General features: G+C 68.7%; 8 protein-coding genes. 5 read left to right on the forward strand and 3 right to left on the reverse strand.

The features are described 5' to 3' along the window. Positions 1 to 72: 72 nt before the first annotated feature. From ABL840_RS30015 to ABL840_RS30035, 5 genes are all read left to right on the forward strand, one after another. Positions 73 to 3,753, forward strand: coding sequence for a beta strand repeat-containing protein (locus tag ABL840_RS30015; protein ID WP_093301847.1), 3,681 nt, complete (start codon positions 73 to 75; stop codon positions 3,751 to 3,753). Between the two features lie 88 nt (positions 3,754 to 3,841). Then, a complete protein-coding gene (locus ABL840_RS30020; protein WP_093301848.1) occupies positions 3,842 to 5,635 on the forward strand; it encodes a type I secretion system permease/ATPase in 1,794 nt (597 codons plus the stop codon). Then, positions 5,632 to 7,356 carry a type I secretion system permease/ATPase gene (locus ABL840_RS30025; RefSeq protein WP_093301850.1) on the forward strand — a complete coding sequence of 575 codons (1,725 nt, stop codon included), beginning with the start codon at positions 5,632 to 5,634 and terminating at the stop codon, positions 7,354 to 7,356. Before ABL840_RS30020 ends, ABL840_RS30025 begins: the two co-directional genes overlap by 4 nt. A 44-nt stretch (positions 7,357 to 7,400) precedes the next feature. Further along, a complete protein-coding gene (locus tag ABL840_RS30030) occupies positions 7,401 to 8,768 on the forward strand; it encodes an HlyD family type I secretion periplasmic adaptor subunit (RefSeq protein ID WP_093301851.1) in 1,368 nt (455 codons plus the stop codon). A gap of 3 nt (positions 8,769 to 8,771) precedes the next feature. Next, entirely contained in the window at positions 8,772 to 10,100 is a 1,329-nt protein-coding gene (locus ABL840_RS30035; RefSeq protein WP_093301853.1) for a TolC family outer membrane protein, read from the forward strand. 33 nt (positions 10,101 to 10,133) lie between these two features. Here the strand turns inward: ABL840_RS30035 and ABL840_RS30040 are convergent, their stop codons facing one another. The 3 genes from ABL840_RS30040 to ABL840_RS30050 are packed head-to-tail and all read right to left on the reverse strand — an operon-like array spanning position 10,134 to position 18,272. After that, complete coding sequence (locus ABL840_RS30040) at positions 10,134 to 15,782, reverse strand: alkaline phosphatase D family protein (RefSeq protein WP_093301854.1); 5,649 nt, start codon at positions 15,780 to 15,782, stop codon at positions 10,134 to 10,136. Positions 15,783 to 15,811: 29 nt separating this feature from the next. Next, positions 15,812 to 17,587 carry a hybrid sensor histidine kinase/response regulator gene (locus ABL840_RS30045; RefSeq protein ID WP_176947467.1) on the reverse strand — a complete coding sequence of 592 codons (1,776 nt, stop codon included), beginning with the start codon at positions 17,585 to 17,587 and terminating at the stop codon, positions 15,812 to 15,814. Position 17,588: 1 nt separating this feature from the next. Further along, complete coding sequence (locus tag ABL840_RS30050) at positions 17,589 to 18,272, reverse strand: response regulator (RefSeq protein ID WP_093197441.1); 684 nt, start codon at positions 18,270 to 18,272, stop codon at positions 17,589 to 17,591. Positions 18,273 to 18,334 lie beyond the last annotated feature (62 nt).

Raw genomic sequence — 18,334 nt, forward strand, 5'->3', positions numbered from 1 at the left:
TTGATTGGCAGCGAACGCGCCTCGATCGGGTGATGCCTGTCGGCGGGTTTTCTTGTCAACCGAGGAGTGTTTATGGCTGCGCTAAATCTGACGGCCGGCTCGACCGTCACTCTGGACGAATCCGCCAATCTGCAGAACCTTGCCGCTACTCCCGCCGCTGCCGGCGACAGCAACGACAACGACATCTCCGCGAGCTCGCTGCCGGCTGCCTTCAGCAGCCGCCTCGCGGCCCAGAGTGTCGGAACCGCCATCAATGCCGCGCTGAGCGGCTACAACGGGTCCAACACCGGCACCAACGCATTCACATTCAGCATATCGGGCACGGTCACCGACATTTCCTTCACGGACGCGAACGGCGCTCCGCTCAACGGCTTCGACAGCGGACTCGATACCGCCGACGGCGAAGACATCTTCCTCTACACCGACACGACCAACAACAACGTCGTCTACGGAAAGACCGCCCTCAATGTCGTCGTGTTCGCCGCCTACCTGGAGGAAACCGGAACCCCGGTGAGCGGCGCCAAGATCTGGATGGTCCAGTACGAGGCGATCGCGAACCCCGACGCGACCAACCCCGACGACGCAGTCAACCTGCTCAACAAGGTCTTCGTCAGCGTCAGCCAGGATGCGGAGTTCAACCTCGCAGGCGCGCCATCCGGCCAGAACCTGTTCCTGATGTTCACGAAGGGCAATCCGACGATCGTCAACGGCCGGATTTCCGACGTGACGATCATCGCGACCGGAAAGGACCCGGCGAACCAGTCCGGGGCCAATCCCAACAGCACCGCCGACGACATCAACATCTCGACCGGCGACACGATCAACACCAGCCAGGCCGGCGGGCCGACGACGTTCGGCACCAACAGCCAGATGATCACCGAGCAGGAAGGCATCCGCTTCACGTTCGTGACCGGCGCCAGGGCGAACGTCACCATTCCGAACCTTGACCAGAACGAGGCCGACCTGGAGTCGAACATCGACTTCACCGGCATGTTCGGAGCGAGGACCGCCGATTTCGACGTGGTGCAGCTGCAAAGCGGAAAGAGTGCCCAGGTCAGGATCACCGCATACAGCACGGCGGTCGAGTCCGGCAACAGCTTCATCGATGGCTACGCGGGCGACCAGGTGATTTCAATCACGAGCGTGCGCGTGCTCGACTCCGTTACCGGCGCGGCTCTGGAGACCTACGCGAACGGTGCCGAGGGCGGACAGAGTGCGGCCATCGCCATCAGCATCACCGGCGGCGTCGCGATGATCACCGGCGTCAAGGCCGGCTACTCGGTCGAATACACGACCTCGGCGGACCACAACCGCGTACTCATCGAGAACGGGGCCGCCCTCAATGCCTCGGGCAACACCCACGCCGACTTCGACATCGGTGGCTTCCGGCTGCTGCAGGTTTCCAGCGCGACGGCGGAGGTCGGGTCCATGATGGTCTTCGAGGACGACGGCCCGTCCATCGTGCTGGCAACGCCCACCGACACGGCGCTGCTCAACACCCAGGACGCGCAGACCATCGGGGCAGCCACCGACTCCGCCACCCAGGACTTCGCGGCGGCCTTCGGCACGACTTCGAGCAGCTTCGGCAGCGACGGAGCCGGCACCACCGACCCGACCTTCACGCTCGGCGTGAAGGCACAGGGCATCGATTCCGGGCTCAAGAGCGACGGCGCGACCATCTACCTGTACCTGCTGAACGGCAAGGTGATCGGCTCGACCTCCGCCACCGAGCTCGGCGTCGCGGCGGCCAACACGGTCTTCGACCTGGCCGTGAACGCGGCAGGCTCGGTGACGCTGCAGCAGTTCGCCGAAATCGACCACGCGCTGCCGGGTGCTTCGTCGAACTACGCGGCCCAGCAGGCCACGATGGCCGACGACCTGATCACCCTGACCAATGCCGTGACGCTCACCGATAGCGATGGCGACACGGCCTCCGACTCCAAGCTGCTCAACATCGGCTCGAACATCAAGTTCGACGACGACGGCCCGACCATCGTGCTGGCAACGCCCACCGACACGACGCTGCTCAACACCCAGGACGCACAGACCGTCGGCGCGGCCACCGACTCCTCCATCCAGGACTTCGCGCCGGCCTTCGGCACGACTTCGAGCAGCCATGGCGCCGACGGGGCGGGCAGCACCGACTCGATCTTCACGCTCGGCGTGAAGACGCAGGGCGGCGCATCCGGGCTCACGAGCGACGGCGCGGCCATCAGGCTGTACCTGGTTGCCGGAGCGGTCATCGGCTCGACCTCCGCCACCGAGGCAGGCATTTCGGCGACCAACACCATCTTCGACGTGAGCGTGAATGGCGCCGGCTCGGTGACGCTGCGGCAGTTCGCCGAGATCGACCACGCGCTGCCGGGCTCCTCGTCGAACTACGCGGCCCAGCAGGCCACGATGGCCGACGACCTGATCACCCTGACCAATGCCGTGACGCTCACCGATGGCGATGGCGACACCGCCTCCGACTCCAAGGTGCTCAACATCGGCGCGAACATCAAGTTCGACGACCACGGCCCGACGGCGACCGCCATCTCCGACCTCACCGGAGCGAACGACGCCCAGCCCATCGCCGGAACCTACAACTTCTCCATCGGCGCCGACGACGTGGACAACGCGTCGACCGACGGCATCGTGCTGAACAGCCTGACTGGAACGACCGGCGGCGGACGGCCCATCACCGATGCGACGGTCTCCCACTTCGCGGAAGACGCCACGACGGTCACCTACAACTTCAGCTTCAACTACTACCCCGGGCCGACGTCGACGACGACGCAGGCGGCCACGGGCACGGTCGTCTTCAACAAGACGGACGGTACCTTCACCTTCGACCTGGACCAGGTCTTCGGAGGACAGACGACGTTCTCCACGAGTGCGCCGCTGGCATCCTTCAACTACGACACCATAGGCAACAACTCGCCGGAGATCGTGGTCCAGAAATACAGCAACGACTTCTTCGGCGTGCTGTCCGCGAGGTCCGCCACGCCTCCGAGCGATTCCGGCGACCTGCTGGCGGGCAACAATCACGCATTCGTGCCGGGCGAGACCTTCACCAGCGAGAGTGCCGGTTTCGTCAACGTCGCGACCAACACACTCGGGGTGAACTCCGACACCGTCCAGTCCGGCGAGCTGCTGAACTTCGACTTCTACAAGTCGAATCCGGTGAGCAACCCCAACCTGACGAGTCCGCCGCAGCGCCCCGGGGCGGCCATCGTCGGCACGGACACGGCCTATGCCGACGCGATCAACATCACGATCGACCAGATCACGGACGGCGAAGACGTGGCCGTTCTGCTGAAGCTGTTCAATGCGTCGACCAACACCACCACGACCAGGCTCCTGATCGCCAACTCCGCGGCGGACTACCAATCGGCCGGAGGAGGCCTGAAGGTGGTCAGCATCGGCGAGGACGACTACGACAGCGCCAACTACCAGATCACGGGCCTGCAGGTCCTGAGCAGCACCGAAGAGATCACCGGCACGGGCATCAGCCTGACTGGCCATAACACGGTGAATCTGACCGCGACCGGCACGAACTACGCCGATACGGCGGACAACGACGTGTTCAAGATCATCAAGATCGACGTGATCACGTCGACGACGATCAATTCGGACGTGGACCTGAACTTCGTGGGTCAAGTGATCGACGGCGACGCCGACTTCGCGGGCTTCGACTTCGACGTCCACCTGGAGATCGACGGCGTGGCCAACCTGATAGGCACGACCCAGCAAACGGAGGCGATCGCATAGCGAGCCCTGGAGCAAGGGGTGGCGGAAATGCCGCCCCTTCTCGCCCGGCCTGTGCCCGGGCTTACCGATGTCGAACCTGCGAGGTGGTATGAAGCCCCAGGAAAAGTCTGGCGAATTGCGGCAGGCGGTGACAACGCTCCACGCCTGCTTCGTGCGGGCCGCCTGGTTCAGTGTCTGCTCGAGCCTTTTGCTGCTGGCTCCGAGCGCGTACATGCTGGAGGTGTATGGGCGGGTCGTGAACAGTCGCAGCATGCTCACGCTGGCCATGCTGACATTGCTGGTCCTGGCCGCCTACTGCCTGATGGAAATACTCGACTGGGCACGCGCGGAGGTGATGTACCAGGCGGGGCAGAAGCTGGACCGGAAGATGCGCGACCGCGTGTTCGCCGCCGTCTTCGAAGCGGGCCTCAAGCGGCTGCCGGGCGGAACCGTGCAGCCGCTCAACGACCTCCGGACTTTGCGGGAATTCCTGTATTCGCCGCCGCTGCTGGCGCTCATGGAAGCACCGGTTTCGCTGGTCTTCCTGGCGCTGATGTTCGCCATCAGCCCGGTGCTGGGCTGGTCGGCTGTCGTGGGCTCGCTGCTGCAGGTGTTCGTGGGCTGGATCAACGACCGGAACACGCGGCCGCCGCTGGTGGCGGCCAATCGATGCGCGATCGAAGCGCAGCAGTATGCGGACGCGGCGCTGAGAAACTCGCAGGTCATCGAGTCGATGGGCATGCTGCGGGACGTCCACCGCCGATGGATCGCCAGACGACGTGACTTCCTGCAGCGCGAGGCCGTGGCTTCGGACGGCGCCGGAGCCTGCCAGGCCGTCAGCAGATTCCTGCAGGTCACCATGGGTTCGCTGTTGCTCGGCCTGGGCGCCTGGCTGCTGCTGAAGAACCCGCTCAACGGCAATGCCGCGATGATGGTCGTCGGCTCGATCCTGGGCGGCAGGGCCCTGGCGCCGCTGGTACAGCTCCTGGCGCAATGGCGCATGGTGGTCAATGCCTGCGACGCGTGGCAACGCCTGGACAGCCTGCTGGGCGCCATTGCCCCGAGACCGAACGCGATGTCCTTGCCGCCACCCAAGGGCGCGCTGCAGGTCGAAAACCTCGTGGCGGGCGCGCCGGGCAATGGCCCGGCCATCCTGAAGAACGTGGCCTTCGCCCTGGCGCACGGCGAAGTGCTTGCCGTCGTGGGCCCCTCTGCCGCGGGAAAGACGACCCTGGCGCGCCTGATCGTCGGCCTCTGGCCGGCAGCCAGCGGCAAGGTGCGGCTGGACGGCGCGGACGTGTTCACTTGGGACAAGAGCGAACTCGGCCCGCACATCGGCTATCTGCCCCAGGACGTGGAATTGATCGACGGCACACTGGCCGAGAACATCGCGCGCTTCGGGGAGGTGCGGCCTTCGAAGGTCAAGGCGGCGGCATTGGCCGTCGACCTGCACGCATCCATCACGAGCCTTCCGTTGGGCTACGACAGCCCGATCGGACCCGAAGGCGCCGTGCTGTCGGGCGGACAGCGGCAGCGGGTCGCGTTGGCGCGCGCGATCTACGACGAGCCCGCGCTGGTGGTTCTGGACGAACCGAATTCGAGCCTCGACGATGCCGGCGACGCAGCGTTGGCGAGCACCATCCTGAACCTCAAGGCGCGCGGCACGACCTTCGTCGTCATGACGCACCGCACCAGCGTGCTGGCCGTGGCGGACAAGATGCTGGTGCTGTGCGACGGCACGATGCAGGCGTTCGGCGCGCGCGACGAGGTCCTGGCCTCGCTGCGGCAGGCCAACGAACAGGCGGCGGACCGGATGCGCAAGGCGGAAGGCAGCCTTGCATCGAAGCGGCGCGATGCCGGAAACGCCGCGGGCATCGCGCTTCAGGCGCACACGCTGCCATGAAGACACCTGCGTTCTTCGACCGCAGCGACCTGGGACGCGCTCTCTGGGGGTTCCGAGGAGACTTCCTGCAGGTCGGATCGCTGAGCTTCCTGAGCAATCTGCTCATGCTCGCGCCGACCATCTACATGTTGCAGATATTCGACCGCGTGCTCGCCAGTCAAAGCGAACTGACCCTGCTCGCGATTTCGCTGATCACGCTGCTGCTTTTCGGAGCGCTGGCCTTGTCGGAATGGCTGCGCTCGCGGCTGCTGGTGAGGGCCAGCCTGCGCTTCGACCGGCAACTGGGCACACGGGTGTTCAACGGAAGCTTTCAGGCCTGCCTCGGCCAGTCGGCACCCAGCGCGTCAAGGCCGTTCGCGGACCTGAACCAGATCCGCCAGTTCCTGACGGGCCCGGGCGTCTTCGCGCTCTTCGATGCGCCCTGGACGCCGATCTACATCGCGGTGATCTTCTTTCTTCATCCCTGGCTCGGCGTCCTGGCACTCGGCTTCGCGCTGGTCCAGGCCGCACTGGCCTGGTTCGGGCAGAGGAAGACCGTCGCGCCGTCGGAAGCGGCCCTGAAAGCCGCGAGCGAGACGATGGGCGACCTGCAGGGCAAGCTCCGGAACGTCGAGGTGCTCGAATCGATGGGCATGGTCGCCAACCTGCAGAAGCGCTGGAATCGCCAGCACGCGGCCTGCATGGACAAGAGCGCATCAGCGAATGGTCTTGTCAATCGCGTCGCCGGCTGGAGCAAGTTCGTGCGCTACAGCCAGCAGTCGCTCGCGCTGGGGGCGGGCGCGCTGCTGGTGATCGATGGCCAGTTGTCGCCGGGCGCCATGATTGCCGCGAATGTGCTGATGGGCCGCGCCCTCGCACCCATCGACCAGCTGCTCGGCACGTGGCGAGGCTTTGTCTCCTGCCGCGCCGCATTCGGGCGTCTCGAAAAGCTGCTGGCCGAGTTCCCCGGGCAGCCCCCCTTCCCTCCCCGGGCCGGCCCCACCGGCGAGATCAGCCTGCAAGGCGTCTTCGCGGGAGCCGCGGGGCGCCCGGCGCCCATCCTGAAGAACATTTCGTTCGCGGTCCCCGCGGGAACAGTGGTCGCGCTGCTGGGGCCTTCCGGTTCCGGCAAGTCCACCCTGGTGAAAGTCATGGTCGGGATCTGGACCGCATCCCGCGGCGCGGTGCTGCTCGACGGCGTGCCGGTCCGAAGCTGGAATCGTCTCGAGCTGGGTCCGCATCTCGGCTATCTGCCGCAGGACGTCGAGTTGTTCGGCGGCTCCATTGCCGAGAACATTGCGCGGCTCGGCGAGATCGACTCGCGCAAGGTCATCGAGGCCGCATGCAGTGCCGGCCTGCACGAGACGATCCTGCGATTTCCCAAAGGCTACGACACCCTCATCGGGGACGCGGGCCATCTGCTTTCCGGGGGGCAGAGGCAGCGGATCGGACTGGCCCGGGCGCTCTACGGCGACCCGTCGCTCATCGTTCTGGATGAGCCGAACGCCAACCTGGACGACGCCGGCGAAGCAGCGCTGCTGCGAGCCATACGGGAACTGAAATCCAGGGGGAAAACGGTGTTCCTGGTAACCCACCGCCAGGGCGCGGTTGCCGTGGCCGACCGCCTCATGGTCCTGAGCGACGGCGAACTGACCGCGGACGGGCTACGAGACGCCGTGCTCGCGTCCTTGCGCCGACCTCAGCCCGACGTGCGGCCGGCAGTCCTGGCGCAGTCGGCCTGATCCGGAGCCGTCCTGCAACATATCGATCTCGAAGGGAGTTCCAGATGGCCAAGCCGAATGCTCTCAGGGACGTGACTGCCATCCCGTCGCCGGTCGGGGAAGATCGATCGCAGGACGCGGACGACCTCGGGACCGGGCTCGGACGCGCCGGGCGGATCGGCGTCTGGGCCCTGGTCGCCGGATTCGGCGGGTTCCTGCTGTGGGCCGCGTTTGCTCCGCTGGACGAGGGCGTGCCGAGCCAGGGGCAGGTCGCCATCGACACGAAGCGCAAGGTGGTCCAGCACCAGGTCGGAGGCATCCTCAAGGAAGTGCGGGTCGGCGAAGGCGATCAGGTCCAGGAAGGCCAGTTGCTGTTCAAGCTCGACGACGCCGCGGCCAGGGCGAGCTTCGAAACCGTGCGGCAGCGCTACCTGGGGTTCCGCGCCATACAAGGCCGCCTGCTGGCCGAACAGGGAGGACTGGACGCCATCGACTTCCATCCGGACTTGCAGGTGGCGGCCTCGGATCCGCTGATCCGGCAGCAGATGTTCAACCAGGAGCAGCTGCTCAAGTCGCGGCGCGCCGCCCTGCGCGCCGATCTGCAATCGATCGAGGAGAACATCCAGGGCCAGCAGGCGTTGGCCCAGGCTTACGCGAGCATGCTGAGCAGCCGCCGGACCCAGCTTTCTCTTCTCGACGAGGAACTGGGCCAGACACGCAAGATGGTTGCCGAAGGGTATGTTCCGCGCAATCGCCAGATGGAGATGGAGCGCCAGGTCGCGGAATCGAGCACCTTCATTGCCGAACTTCTCGGCAACATGGGCCGGGCCCGACGCTCGGTCGCGGAGCTTCGCCAGCGTGCCATTGCAAGGCAGCAGGAGTACCACAAGGAAGTGGAGACTCAGCAGGCGGAAGTCAGCCGCGAGGTGCTCGGAGACTTCGAGAAGTTCGTCGCCTTGCGGGACGAACTGGGCCGCACCGAGATCCGCTCGCCCGCCTCGGGCCAGGTGGTGGCATTGGTGGCGCAGACCGTGGGCGGCGTGATCGCACCGGGGCAAAGGCTGATGGACGTGGTGCCCGTCAACGAGCCCTTGCTGCTCGAGACGAGAGTGCCGCCGCATCTGATCGACCGCGTCCACGCCGGCATACCGGTGGACGTGCGCTTCTCGACCTTCGCCCATTCCCCGCAGCTCGTGGTGCAGGGCAAGCTGGTTTCGGTCTCCGGCGATCTGCTGACGGACCCCCAGACCAACACGAGCTACTTCCTCGCGCGGGTGGCCGTGACTCAGGAGGGCCTGAGAAAGCTGGGCAAGCGTTCGCTGCAGCCGGGCATGCCGGTCGAGGTAGTCTTCAAGACGGGAGAGCGCTCGCTGCTCGCCTATCTCCTGCACCCGCTCACCAAGCGCATCGCAGCCTCCATGACGGAGGAATGACCGGTGAAGAAAACCGCGCTGGCATTCGCTGCCGCCGGCCTTCTCTCGGGGCCGGCCTGGTCGCTCGACCTGTCCCAGGCCTACCGGGAAGCACTGGAACAGGACTCGACGATCCGATCCGTGCGGGCAGCCACGGACGCCCGGCGCGAACGCCTGCCGCAGGCCCGCGCGCAACTGCTTCCAAACTTGTCGGCAAGCGTCTCGCGCTATCGGAACTGGCTGGAAAGAACTTCGCCGGACACCTCCGGGCAACTCGTCACGGCCAACCTGCGCTACACCAGCAGCAGCGAAGTGCTGAGCTTGAGGCAGCCCATCTTCCGCATGTACCAGATGGCCGACTACCGCCAGGCCCAGGCGCAGGTCGACGATGCCGAGGCGACTCTCGATCGCGAACTGCAGAACCTCGGCGTCCGGGTGAGCGGCGCCTATTTCGAGGCGCTGCTGGCCGAGGAGCATCTCGCGCTGGTGCTCTCGCAGAAGACGGCCTACACGACCCAGCTCGATGCCGCGCAGAAGCGGCTCGGCGCGGGCTTCGGCACGCGCACCGACATCGACGAAGCGCGTGCGGCCCTGGACCTCAATGTGGCGCAGGAACTGGAGGCGCGCCAGAACCTGGACTTCACGCGCAGGCAGCTCCAGAGCCTGGTCAATCGCCCGATCGACAGGCTGGCGCCGCTGGACCCATCCAGGATGCAGCTCGTCCGGCCGATGCCCGACCGGGTCGAGGACTGGATCGAGCGGGCCGAGCTCGAAAGCCCGGAGCTTCGTTCGCTCGGTGCCCAGGTCGAAGCAGCCAGGCACGAACTGGCGAAGGCACAGGCAGGCCACTATCCGACCCTGGACGCCATCGCCCAGTGGTCCCGCAACGACAGCGACACGATCACCAGCATCAAGACCCGCTACAGCAACAAGTCCATCGGCCTGCAGCTCAACATTCCCCTGTATTCAGGCGGCCATGTGAGCTCCACCGTGAGGCAGGCGGTCGCGGGCCAGCAGCGGGCCGAAGAGGCCCTCGAAGCCCTGCGCCGCGACCTCGGGGTGCGGCTGCACCGCGAATTCCGTGGCGTGACCGAAGGCCCCCTGAGGGTCAAGGCCCTGGAGCAGGCGGTGCGTTCCGCGGAGCAGGTCGTCCTCTCGAACCGGCGCTCGTTCGAGGCCGGCAGCCGCACCCTGCCCGACGTGCTGAACGCGGAACAGCAGAAGGTCTCCGCCCAGCGCGACCTGGCGCAGGCCCGGTTCGTCTACCTGATGTCTCGCATACGCCTGCAGGCACTCTCGGGCGGCGCCAAGACCGAAGTCATCGAGGAGATCAACGGCTGGCTCGCGCGCTGACGACGCCAGCGGTCCGGATCGGCAGGCCGGGACTCATGGGCGCTGCACGCCTGCGAAGCGCGCCGGCCCCTCCACCTGCCAGCCGGTGCCGGCGGCCGGATCGAGGTCGCGAACGCAGCGCGTGAGCCCGTCGTCCAGGTCGAGCGTGACGCCGATCCGCCAATGGCCGCCGGCCCCGCGCTCCACCTGCAGCATGGCGAAGCCGTTGCCGGTGCCCACGGCCGCAGTGACCATGGTGCCGCCGAAGGCTTCCGACATGGGGCCGGGATCGACATGGCCGTCGAGCCAGAACGTGTCGGGCCGCGCGTTGACGAAGGGCCATGGGGCATACAGGCCCGAGGACACGACCGAGATCACCTCCACCGGCCCGCCTTCCGCCTGCAGCCAGAGGCTCGACACGCTCGACATGTGGCGGTCGCCCGACAGCACCACCACGTGGCGCGCGGTGGTGTCGCGCAGCAATTCGAGCAGCACTCGCTGCGAGGCCGGGTAGCCGCTCCAGTCGTCCAGCCCGAGGCGCTGCGCCGGGTCGCCGAAGACGGCCGCGCGCGGCATCGGGAACAGCGTCACCGGCGACACGATGAACTTGGGCAGTCCGGCGGGCGCGGCCTCGAGCCACTTCCTCAGGTCGTCCATGCCGGCCTCGGCGCGGATCGCGGCCCGATCCAGCGGCGCGGCGACGGTCGCGGCTTGCTCGGCCGCGCGCAGCACCCGCTGCTGGCGCGTGCTGCGCGTGTCGAGCATGTAGAACGGAAAGCCGGCCGGCGCGATGCGATAGTCGAAGGGACGCTGGTCGCGGCGCGGGCCGGTGTCGCGCACCAGCTTGTGCTGCTGCGCGAAGTAGGCCTCGAGCGCGACGCGCACTGCCGGCGTTCCGTAGGGTTCGGGGCCCGGCTCCCAATCGTCCATCACCTCGTGATCGTCGAGCAGCGGATAGGTCGGCAGCGAGGCCGTTACCTGGCGCAGCGCCTCCAGCCTGAAGGTGAGCGCATAGGCCTGGCCGACGTCGTCGCCGCCCGCCGGCACGAAGAGGCCCGCGGTCTGGTCGACATACACCTGGTCGCCGACGAGCAACAGCAGCTGCGGCTTGTGCGGTGGCGCGAGCGCCTCCAGCCGCTGCGCGAGCCGCCGGTACGACGCCTGCGCGGGCACCCGGTCGACCAGGCCCGGCACGTACTGGCAACTGGCGAGCGCGAAGCACAGCGAGGCCTGCGCGGGCTCGCCTTCGCGCTGCACGGCGCCCGTCCATGCGGGGTCGAGGCGCACCACGGCGCGTTCGAGCTGCGCGTCGGTGGCCGCGTCCAACGTTCTCGTCACCTGGCGGCGGATGGGCTCGATCGGTTCGTCCTGCGGCTGCGCGAACAGCCCGGTCTCCAGCCGCCGGCCCAGCACTTCGACAGGGCCGCGTGCCAGGGGCAGGTCGTCGTGCGCCGTCAGCACCGCGAAGCCCTGGTAGTCGGCGAGCCGGTCGTCGAAGAGGTCGATCTCCACCGCCTCCTGCAGGAGCTTTTCGCGCGTGGTCTGGAGTGCCACCATCCATGCGAAGTCGAAGCACCATCTCCCGCCGCGGCGCCACGCGGGCACGAAGACCACGGCGCGCGCCGACACATGCGCGGGCGGCGGGCGCAGCGCCAGCCGGCAATGCAGCCGGCCCGCGTTGCCGGCCACGCGACTCGCATGGCCGAGCCATGGGCCGGTCCACGGCAGGCTGGTGCGCCAGTCGGGCGGCACCGGCGTATCGGGGCCGGGCTTCCTGTCGAAGGTCTCGAAGAACCGCACGATGTGCGGGAACACGTCGTTGCAGGCCTTCTCGCCGATCAGCGTGTCCTGGTGGCCGTAGGCGCCGAGCACCAGCAGCTGGTGCGGGGTGCCTTCGCCGAGGAACAGGTCGCCTCCGGAAGGGCTCGAGGAGTCCGAAGGGTCCGACGGGTCCGGCAGCTCCGGCGGCTCCCGGGACAGGCCACCGTCCTTGCCGAACACGCGCTTCAGCAGCCAGAAGCTGTCGTACGAGCCGCGCCAGTCGAACACCGCGTTGCGCTGGCCATGCAGCATGAACACCGGGAAGCCGAAGCGCTCGCCGACCTGCTCGAAGCCGACGGCGTGGCCCTGTCCGCCGGCGTCGGTCAGCACCTCTTCGCGGGCGTAGTTGCCGACCTGGGCGAGGCCTCGCAGCTTCACGAAGCCGTAGATCGAATCGAGCGCATCGAGCGTGTCCTTGCCGATGTTGTGCAGCCGCATGGTCTGGCCGAAGATGGCGTCGGCCCGGTGCCGCACTGCCGCGAAGCCCGGTGCCTCGCGCAGGCGCTGCGCTTCGCCGTCGTCATCGGGGTAGGGAAAGGTCGCCAGCAGGCCGTCGACGAGCAGGCGCTTCATGTGCGTGAGCGCAGGCCGCGTGTCGAACTCGTCGACGCCGATGAACTGCCGCAGGTAGCCCGCCACATAGCCCCGGAAGCGGTTGAAAGCCGTGGCGCGCAGCAACGGCCCCACCTGCGACAGCACCACCGCGCCGATGGACGCATGCAGCCCCGGCAGGCGCAGCACCGCCACGCTGAACATGGCGGCACCGATGCAATGCGCCACCACGTCGACCTGGACAGGCGCTGCTTCGTCGGGCATGGCGTACGCCGCCTGCACGGTGCGCAAGGCGTCGGGAATGTCGGTCTCCGCCACCTCGTCGAACGACCAGTAGGGCCGCGGCCGGTTCGAAAAGCCGATGCTGGTGCGCAGGTCGAGCACCCAGACTTCGCGCCCGGCCGCGAGCAGGCTGTGCACCAGGTTGCCGGGAATGCTCCTGTGCGCGAAGGTGGAACCGCTCGCGCCATAGCCGTGGATCAGCATCACGGGCCTCGTGCCCGCGCGGCGCGCCGGCGGGCGATAGCGCGACAGCAGTCGCGACGGAACGCCGCCAGGGCCGGCAGCGGCGTCGAGCTCGACCGGCTCGGGCCGCACGCCGTACACCTCGCCGGGCAGGCGCTCCCAGTCGCGCCGCGGCGAGTCGGGCGGCGGCACGAAGTCCAGCAGATGGACGTGCAGCACGATGCGCAGCACCCACAACGCCAGCTCGGCCAGGTCGCCCAGCTGGTTGGGCATGTCCTGCTGATGCTCGACACGCAGCAGCGGCTGCAGCTTCTCGACGAAGTAGGAAGGGTCCAGCACCATCCGGCCCAACCGCTGCGCGCCGAGGTGATCGATCCGCTGCAGTTCGCCCTCGCTCAGTTGCCGCCACGGGTTGCCGCCCTCGACGAACGCGATGCGCTTGCTGAGCCGCAGCCGGTCGCCTACCTTCAATGGCGCGCCATGCTCGACCCGCGCCACCGTCCAGTCGTATTCGATGAGGCGCACCTGCCCCAGGTGCGAGCACAGCGCCATCAGGTCGGCCATGACCGGACCGTCGAAGGCCAGGCTCTCTCCGCCTTTGTCGTTGCCGCCGTTCGGGCCCACCGTTGACGCGCGCGAAGGCAGCAGTACCTCCGCCAGCGCCTGCAGCTTCTTGCGGGCCAACTCGTGGCTGCGCAGGATGCGCTCGATGCTGTCGCTCTTCTCGCGCGCCAGCATCGATGCGGTGCCGGTGCAATGCGCGACGGGCGCGTCGTCGCCCTTGCCGAAGCGCAGGACCACCACCGGCTGGGCCAGCGCGCGCGGTGTCGCGCGCAGGGCCTGTACGTCGACCGGCTCGAATTCCACCTCGGCGCTCAACGCGAAGTCCTGGCCGTCGATATGCACGCGGCCCGTCATCCGCTCGCGCAGGGAGACGCGCGTGGGCGCGGGCGCGCGGGGCCGGGTCAGGTCGCGGCGCAACGGGCGCTCCGACGCCGGGGGCTGCGGCGAATCCACCAGCGCCAGGCCCCAGTCCGCGGCCAGCACGGGCACTGCGCGCTCGGCCAGTGCCGCGATGGTGAGCGAGGGGTTGATGCCGAGCGACACCGGCACGATCGAGCCGTCGAGCACCGCCAGGCCGGGCACCAGCGCAGCAGCACCGGCAGCGGCGCCGTCGTGGACGCGGCCCCAGCTGTCGACCACGCCGCGCTCGCGCCCGTCGGCCATGCGGCAGCCGCCCAGCGGGTGCACCGTGAGCACCGAGCCCGCCGCTCCCACCAGGGACTCGAGGCTGCGAAACGGCGGGAGCGGGTTCCAGAGCGGATTGGGCAGCACGCGGCCGCCGAGTCCGCCCACGCCGTCGTGGGCCGCATGCAGCGCACGCATCTGCGCCGCGAACACCGGCAGGGCCGCGACCTTGTCCCACGCGACGCGCACTTGCGCATCGGCCAGCACCGCGTCGCTGCCGCCATGGCCGACCGGTTCGATGATGCCGGCGGCGCCGTCGTCGCCCATCATTCCGTAGACCGGCGTGCGGCGCAGCATGTCGTCGTCCACGGCCAGCGGATCGCGCCCCTCGTCCGGTGCGTGAAGGTCGAGGTCCATGCGCGCAAGTGCCTGCAGTGCGTCCGTGGTGGTCACCACTTCGGCCAGCAGGCGGCGCAGCGGCGCGGGAACGGCGAACTCCTCGATCACCAGCGGGCGCTCGCCCTGCTTCGCGCGGATACGCAGCAGCCCGGTGATGGTCGGCCCGACGCCGCGCTGCGCCGGCGCGTCGCCCTCGAGCGCACTGGACAACGCCTCGTCGTGCTGGTCGGTCGCCGCCGCGATCATGTCGCCGTTGGCCGAGAAGCCCGTGCCCAGAGCCTGGGAAACCGGCAGGCCGGCGGCCCTGGAGCGCAGCAGCAGTTCGGTGGAGCCCAGCGTGCCGGCGGCCACCACGACCCGCCGCGCGCGCACTACGTAGGGCCGGCTGTTGTCGCTGCGTGCCTTGCGCCGGTCGGTGAAGAAGAACTCGACCGCAAAGCCGGCTCCTCCCGGCAGGGCCGCGATGCGATGCGCGGTGGCGCCGGTGAACAGGCGTGCACCGCGCGCGTGAGCCAGCGCGAGGTAGTTGGTGTCCAGCGATTTCTTGGCGCGGTGGTTGCAGCCGCTCACGCAATCGCCGCAGCGCAGGCAGCGGTGCATCACCACCTGGGCCGGCGTGCGCGTGCCGTCGACGAAGGCGATCGCAACGTGTGCCTTGCCGCGCTCCGCGTGCAGCCGCTCACCCGCTTTCAGCAAGGAGTCGAGCTTCGACACGCTCTCGGGAATCTGCTCCAGGCCCAGCATGGCCTCGGCCTTGTCGTAGCCGTCCGCCAGCGCGGCGAGATCGAGGCCCGCGGGCCAGGCACCGCCCTCGAAGGCATCGGGCGTGGCGCGTTCCATCACCGCGGCGTTGATGAGCGACCCGCCGCCCAGCCCGTTGCCGAGCAGCGCGTTCACATCGCCGCCCAGGCGCAGGTCGAACAGCCCCGAGGCGTTGCCGCGCGCGGGCCTGCCGTCCTGCATGCTGAAGCGCACGTGTCCCGGCAGCTCCGCGAAGGTGGCCGGAAACTCGCCCGGCAGGTATTCGCTGCCGCGCTCCAGCACGTAGACCTTGATCGGCACAGTGTTCGCTGCCGTGCCGGGCGATGCGTCCACCGGCAGCGCGCCCGCCAGCCGTGCCGCCGCCACCGCACCGCCGTAGCCGCTGCCGATAACGAGCACCTCGCAATGCAGCGCGTCGGGCGGAGCCGCGAGGATCTCCCGCACCAGCACTTCGGCGCCCTCCGAGAGCAGGCGATCGCCCGGGGTCTCGTCGTGATGGCGGCCGCCGTCGTTCATGTTCGGCTCTTCGCAGGGTGGTCGCGGATTCAGGAATGTTCGATGGCTGCGGCCAGCGTGCGGCCGAGCGTCTGGTCGTCGACGGGTTTGCGCAGCAGCGGCAGCGCCTGCCGCCGCGCGGCCTCGACCACCGCCGGGTCGGTGTCGGCCGTGACCATGACGATGGGTAGGGCCGGCTGTGCGCAGCGCTGCGCGCGCAGGCGCTCGGCGGCATCGAAGCCCGAGATCCCGCCGAGCCGGCAGTCGACCACCAGCACATCGGGCTCGTCGATCTGCTGCAGTGCCTCGTCGAGCGTGGAAGCGGCGAGCACGCGGCAGCCCATCGCGCCCAGCGCGTTGAGGTAGGCACCGCGCACCATCGGGTCGTCCTCCAGCACCAGCACGCAGCGACCGTCCAGGCTCCACGGAGCGCCCGCGCCATCAACCTCGGAACCATCGGCGCCGAGGGAGGCCGCGCGCGGCAGCCGCAGGCGGAAGCAGGCGCCAGCGCCGAGACTGGACTCGAGCTCGACCGGCACGCCCAGCAACTCGGCCATCCGTCGCACGATGCCCAGGCCCAGGCCATGCCCCGTTGCAGCCGCGGCGCCGGGGCCCACCGCCTGGAGTTGCACCAGGTCCTCGAACACGATCCGGTGGTTCTCGGGTGCGATGCCGGGGCCGCTGTCCTGCACCGTCAGCTCGACTTCTGCATTCGGTGCGTCCGATGCATCCGGTGCATCCCGCGTGCAGGCTCGCACCAGGACCTGCCCGTCCGGGGGCGAGAACTTGATCGCGTTGTCGATGAGGTTGGCCAGCATGCGGCGCAGCAGGTCGGGATCGGTGCGCACCGCCAGGCCGGGCGGACAGGCAGTGCGCAGGCCGACCCGGCGCGCCGCTGCCGCCGCGCCGAAGCTGGCCATCACGGCCGTCAGCAGCCGGTCGATGCGCACGCGCTGGGACTGGGCCACGACCACGCCGGCATCGAGCTTCGAGACGTCGAGCAGTGCATCGAGCATCGCGCGCAGCTGCTCCAGGCTGCTGTCGACCACCTCGACGATCGCGCGCGCATCGGGCGCCATCGCCACGTGCCGCAGCGCACCCACGTTGAGCGCCATCGCCTGAAGAGGCTGGCGCAGGTCGTGGCTGGCACCGGCCAGGAAGCGGCTCTTGTCGTTGTTGGCGCGCACCGCCTGGTCGCGGGCGATGGCCAGCTGCGTGCGCTCGAACTCCAGCGAAACGGCCAGCGCCTGGTTTTCGGCGCGGATGCCGAACGACTCCTCGAAGGTCTGCAGGTTGCGCCGGGCAAAGCGCGTCTGCACGCCGAAGAACATCAGCACCAGCGCGCCCACGCCCCAGCCGAGCCAGCCGCCGGCGATCAGCCACATGGCCGCCGTGGGCACGAAGAGCAGCCCCGCGTAGGCCAGGAAGGCGGGCATCACGGTCGCGCTCGTGGACACGGCCCCCGCGCCCCACGACACCAGGATCATCGTGAGGACCGCATCCAGCGTCGGATCGAGCCGGACCATGAACAGCGCCGCGGAGCCGTTGCAGGCGCCGATCAGCACGTTCCAGCGCACGGTGGCGCGCAGCCGCTCGGCGATCGGGCGGGCGCGGTCGGCGGCCATGCGTGCGAGCGCGGCGGCGCGCCACTCGCGGCTGGCGATCACCGCTGCGAACCAGCCCAGCACCCAGGGCGCCGGAAGGTCGCGCCAGACGATGGCCGCGACGACGACGGCGGTGAGCAGGATCTGCCAGCGCAGCCCCACGGCCTGTTCGGCGACCACCTGCAGGCGCCGTTCGTCCAGCTCGTCCGGTGCGGCCGGCATGTCACGCAGCCTCGAGCGCCCATGCCGCCTGCGCGTCGAAGACGCGGCACAGGGCATCGGTGCGGTTGCGGGCGCCGAGCGCGCGGTAGACCATCGACAGGTGCACCTTCACGGTACCCTCGGCAATCATCAGCTGGCGCGCGATCAGCTTGACCGGCATGCCCCGCATCGCAAGCGCCAGCACCTGGCGCTGCCGCGGCGACAGCTCGACGCGCAGGAAGCCGGCGAGATCCTCGCGCGGCAATTCGTCGGGCTCGCGCGCGCGGGTCACGTCGTCGGCCAGCACGAACTCGGCCGGCAGGTAGATCCTGTGGCGCAGCACCACGCGCAGGGCGGCCTCCATGTCCTCGAGACGGTACGACTTGGGGATGAAGCCGGCCGCGCCGGCCTCGATGACCTCGCGCACGCGCTGCGGCGAACTCTCCGCGGACTGCATGCACACGGGCGTGGCTTCGAAATGCGCCTTCACGGCCTTGAGCGCGGCCAGGCCGGAGAGTTGAGGCAGGTGATAGTCGAGCAGCAGCAGGTCGACTCCGACGGGGTCTAGCCGGCAGGCCTGCTCGGCGTCCCGCACGGCTTCGAAGTGGAAGGGGCGGCCCGGTTCGATCTCGGCGGCCATGCGCTCCAGCAGGAGGCGGGTGCCGTTCCAGACGATCTCATGGTCATCGACCAGCAGAACCTTCATACAGGCCTCTCGTCTACGGTGGCCCTCCCCGTCCTGAATGCAGATTAGCGCAAAGCACCCCA

Origin of the sequence: Variovorax sp. NFACC27, assembly GCF_048301545.1 — a bacterium.
Taxonomy (GTDB): domain Bacteria; phylum Pseudomonadota; class Gammaproteobacteria; order Burkholderiales; family Burkholderiaceae_C; genus Variovorax; species Variovorax gossypii.

Bases quoted from the DNA above. Each gene is read 5' to 3' on its own strand.
- ABL840_RS30015 (WP_093301847.1), top strand. From the start codon at position 73: ATGGCTGCGCTAAATCTGACGGCCGGCTCGACCGTCACTCTGGACGAA.
- ABL840_RS30020 (WP_093301848.1), top strand. From the start codon at position 3,842: ATGAAGCCCCAGGAAAAGTCTGGCGAATTGCGGCAGGCGGTGACAACG.
- ABL840_RS30025 (WP_093301850.1), top strand. From the start codon at position 5,632: ATGAAGACACCTGCGTTCTTCGACCGCAGCGACCTGGGACGCGCTCTC.
- ABL840_RS30030 (WP_093301851.1), top strand. From the start codon at position 7,401: ATGGCCAAGCCGAATGCTCTCAGGGACGTGACTGCCATCCCGTCGCCG.
- ABL840_RS30040 (WP_093301854.1), bottom strand. From the start codon at position 15,782: ATGAACGACGGCGGCCGCCATCACGACGAGACCCCGGGCGATCGCCTG.
- ABL840_RS30045 (WP_176947467.1), bottom strand. From the start codon at position 17,587: ATGCCGGCCGCACCGGACGAGCTGGACGAACGGCGCCTGCAGGTGGTC.
- ABL840_RS30050 (WP_093197441.1), bottom strand. From the start codon at position 18,272: ATGAAGGTTCTGCTGGTCGATGACCATGAGATCGTCTGGAACGGCACC.